The organism is Mesorhizobium sp. M2A.F.Ca.ET.039.01.1.1 (assembly GCF_003998035.1).
Taxonomy (GTDB): domain Bacteria; phylum Pseudomonadota; class Alphaproteobacteria; order Rhizobiales; family Rhizobiaceae; genus Mesorhizobium.
The window spans coordinates 1-4,003 of the sequence record NZ_RZRY01000580.1; the positions used below are offsets into that span (position 1 = coordinate 1).

Genomic DNA, 4,003 nt, shown 5'->3' on the forward strand with positions numbered 1-4,003 from the left:
CGCCTGAGGCCATCCTGCTGCGACGAAACCAGCCCCGCCGACTGCAGCATCTCGGCCGCCAACGTCAGCGTCACGTCCTCCAGACGCTTGTCGCGAAAACGACCGGTGAGGAAGTCGACGGCATTCTTCACCTCGACCGCGTTGCCGGCCACGGAGGCCAGCGGTTCGTTCATGCCCGTCACCAGCGCCGATGCGTTCAGGCCGGCGCCGTTGGCGACCTCCACCAGGCTGTTCGCCAGGGCCACCGCATCGCGCGACTTTTCCATGAAGGCGCCGTTGCCGAGCTTGACGTCGAGCACCAGCGAGCCCAGGCCCGCGGCAAGCTTCTTCGACAGGATCGAAGCGGTGATCAGCGGTATGGATTCGACCGTTCCCGTCACATCGCGGATCGCGTAGAGCCTGCGGTCGGCGGGCGCCAGATCGGCGGTCTGGCCGATGATGGCGCAGCCGGTCTCGAGCACCGTCTTGCGGAAAAGCGGTAAATCCGGCTGGCTGGCATAGCCGGGAATGGCATCCATCTTGTCCAGCGTGCCGCCGGTGTGGCCGAGGCCGCGGCCGGAGATCATCGGCACATAGGCGCCGCAGGCGGCGACGATCGGCGCCAGCATCAGCGAGACATTGTCGCCGACGCCGCCCGTCGAATGCTTGTCGGTGACCGGGCCAGGCAGGTCGGACCAGTCGAGCACGTCGCCGGAATCGCGCATGGCAATCGTCAGCGCCACCGCTTCCTCGCGGCTCATGCCGTTGAGGAATACGGCCATGGCGAAAGCGCCGACCTGGCCTTCGGAGATGGTGCCGGCCGTCAGCCCCGCGACGAAGGCCGCGATCTCGTCGGACGAGAGCCTGTGGCCGTCGCGCTTGCGGCGGATGATCTCCTGCGGCAGCATCAGTCGGGCAAGCCGCCCTGGAAGACGCGCCGCAGGATCGTCGCCAGCCGCGCGCCGCCGATCGGCGCCATGTCCTTGGTTTCCTGGTGCGAGAGTTCCGCTCCGGTCATGCCGGCCGCCAGGTTGGTGATGACCGAGCAGGCGGCAACCTTGAGCCCGAGGAAACGCGCGAGAATGACCTCCGGCACGGTCGACATGCCGACGGCGTTGGCGCCCATGACGCGCGCCATGCGGATCTCGGCAGGCGTTTCGAAGCAGGGTCCGGAGAACCACATATAGACGCCTTTGTGCAGCGCCGTGCCGGTTGCCTTGGCCGCCCTTTCGATCGCGCCGCGCAGGCCGGCATCGTAGGCCTCGGTGAGGCCGACGAAACGGCGGTCGCTCGGCTCGCCGATCAGCGGATTGGAGCCGGAAAAATTGATGTGGTCGGTGATCAGCATCACCGAGCCCGGTCCCATCTCGGGATCGACCGAGCCGGCGGCGTTGGTGAGGATCAGATGCGAGATGCCGATGCCGGCGAGCACCTCCAGTGCCGGGCGCATCGCGGCGGCGTTGCCATGCTCGTAATAATGCGCGCGGCCGGACAGCATCAGCACCGGCGTGCCGGCGAAATGCCCGGCAACCACCTCGCCGGCATGGCCTGAAACACCGCTGCGCGGGAAGCCCGGCAACTCCGCATAGGAGACGCGCCTGGCATCCTTGACCTGGTCGACCAGCCCGCCAAGGCCCGAGCCCAGCACAAGCGCCGCCTTGGGCGCCAGCCCGTCCAGCTTCTCGACCAGATGATCCAGCGCTTCCTTCATTTCAAGATATCGCCCCTGAAGCCGTAAGGCAGCATCTCGCCCATGGTGACCGTCTCGGCCACGCCGGTGTTGTCGCAGAGATAGAGCTTCGTGTCCGGCCGGCAGAATTCCGCCAGCCGCTGCCGGCAGCCGCCGCAGGGCGAGCATTTGGCCATGCGTTCGGCGATCACGGCGATCTCGACGATCCTGCCGCCGCCGCCCATGATGTAATGGCCGAGCGCGGTCGTCTCGGCGCACCATCCTTCCGGATAGGACGCCACCTCGATATTGGCGCCGGTGAAGACACGCCCGTCCTCGGTGCGAAGCGCGGCGCCCACCGGGAATTTCGAATAGGGCGCATAGGCCTTGGCCATCGCCGTCTTCGCCGCCTCGAACAGATCATGCGACATCCGGTTCTTCTCTCCCACGATCTTGTTCAAATGCCGGTCGCCGAACGAAAATCCAGCCTCAGCGTTCCCGACCTCAGTGTTCCCGACCTCAGCGTTCCTTGACATAGGGCACACCACCGGCGCGCGGCGGTATGGCCTTGCCAATGAAGCCAGCCAACAGGATGACGGTCAGCACATAGGGCAGCGCCTGCATGAACTGCGCCGGCACCTTGCCGACAAGGGGAAGCGGCGACCCCTGCAGGCGGATCGAGGCCGCGTCGAGGAAGCCGAACAGCAGGCAGGCGAACATGGCGTTGACCGGCTTCCACTTGGCGAAGATCAGCGCGGCCAGCGCGATATAGCCCTTGCCCGCCGTCATGTCCTTCACGAAGCCGCCATTCTGGACCATCGACAGGTAGGCGCCGGCGACCCCGGTCAGGATGCCGGTGCAGATCAGCGCGCGATAGCGCAGCCAGGGGACCGAAATGCCGGCGGTGTCGACGGCAGCCGGGTTCTCACCCACGGCGCGCATCCTGAGCCCAAAGCGGGTGCGAAACAGCACCCACCAGGTGAACGGCACCATGGCGAAGGCGAAATAGACCAGGATCGAGTGGCCTGAGATCAGCTCGGCATAGATCGGGCCGATGATCGGCACATCCCTGATCGCCTCGGCGCCGGGCCAGATGATCGCCTCGAAGCGTTCGCCCGGCTGCAGCGCCGGCGTGCGCCCGCCCTGCTGGAACCAAGCCTGGCCGAGGATGATGGTCGATCCGGCGGCGATGAAATTTATCGCCACCCCGGACACGATCTGGTTGCCGCGATGGGTGATCGAGGCGAAGCCGTGCACCAGGGCAAAAGCGACCGAGATCAGGATTGCCGTGCCGAGGCCGATCAGGGCCGAGTGGAAGACCGCGGCGGCCGACGCCCCGGCAAAGGCGCCGACCAGCATCTTGCCTTCCAGCCCGATGTCGAAGATGCCGGCCCGTTCCGAATAGAGGCCAGCCAGGCAGGCGAGCAGCAGCGGCACAGAAAGGCGGATGGTCGAGTCCAGCACCTGGACGATTGCGTTGAACATATCCATCTCAGGCCCCTGTCCCCTTGACCGCCTGCATGCCGACCGACTTCGGACTGACCGAGGCAAAAAGCGCCTGGATGTAAGGCCTGAACATATGCTCCAGCGCGCCGGCAAACAGGATGACAAGGCCCTGGATGATGACGATCATGTCGCGGCTGATCGCCGGCATCTCGAAGGCAAGCTCGGCGCCGCCCTGGTAGAGCATGCCGAACAGGATCGCCGCCAGCACGATGCCGACCGGATGCAGCCGGCCCATCAGCGCCACCGCGATGCCGACATAGCCGGCGCCGGACACGAAATCGATCGCGACATTGTGCTGGTCGCCCATGACGGGGTTGAGCGCCATCATGCCGGCCAGCGCGCCTGAGATCATCATCGCCGTGATGATGATGCGGGTTTCCGAAATGCCGGCATAGCGCGCCGCCTTCGGGCTGTGGCCATAGGTGCGCATCTCATAGCCGAGCCTGGTGCGCCAGATCAGCAGCCAGACCAGGAAGGCCATGACCAGAGCCAGCAGGAAGCAGATGTTGAGCGGCGCCGAGCGGATCTTGGCGCCGAACAATTCAATCACCCAGTTGAGTTTCGGCAGTTCCGCCCCGGCAAGGAAATTGCGCGTCTGCGGCGCCTGCGAGCCGGCCGGCTTCAGCGCGCCGACCAAGAGATAGACCATCACCGAGGCCGCGATGAAGTTGAACATGATGGTGGTGATGACGATGTGCGAGCCGCGCTTGGCCTGCAGATAGGCCGGGATCAGGCCCCAAAGCGCGCCGAACGCAGCGGCGGCCACGATCGCGATCGGAAAGATCACCCACCAGGGCATCACGCTGTCGAGGCTCAGGCAAACGAGCGCGATGCCCAGGCCGCCTATAT

Annotated in this window: 5 protein-coding genes; all 5 read right to left on the minus strand. The window is 65.8% G+C overall.

All coding sequences use genetic code 11. The features are described 5' to 3' along the window. A partial coding sequence (locus tag EOA24_RS29665; protein ID WP_127410370.1) for a thymidine phosphorylase occupies window positions 1–887 on the minus strand: 887 nt, incomplete at its 3' end. Then, window positions 887–1,690, minus strand: coding sequence for a purine-nucleoside phosphorylase (locus tag EOA24_RS29670; RefSeq protein WP_126081400.1), 804 nt, complete (start codon window positions 1,688–1,690; stop codon window positions 887–889). The genes EOA24_RS29670 and EOA24_RS29665, both read right to left, overlap by 1 nt. Beyond that, complete coding sequence (gene cdd, locus EOA24_RS29675; RefSeq protein WP_126081399.1) at window positions 1,687–2,079, minus strand: cytidine deaminase; 393 nt, start codon at window positions 2,077–2,079, stop codon at window positions 1,687–1,689. Before cdd ends, EOA24_RS29670 begins: the two co-directional genes overlap by 4 nt. An 88-nt stretch (window positions 2,080–2,167) precedes the next feature. Continuing rightward, window positions 2,168–3,139, minus strand: a complete 972-nt coding sequence (locus EOA24_RS29680; protein WP_126081398.1) for an ABC transporter permease — start codon at window positions 3,137–3,139, stop codon at window positions 2,168–2,170. Between the two features lies 1 nt (window position 3,140). Further along, window positions 3,141–4,003, minus strand: an 863-nt coding sequence (locus EOA24_RS29685; RefSeq protein ID WP_133374672.1) for an ABC transporter permease, incomplete at its 5' end; no start/stop codon positions are given.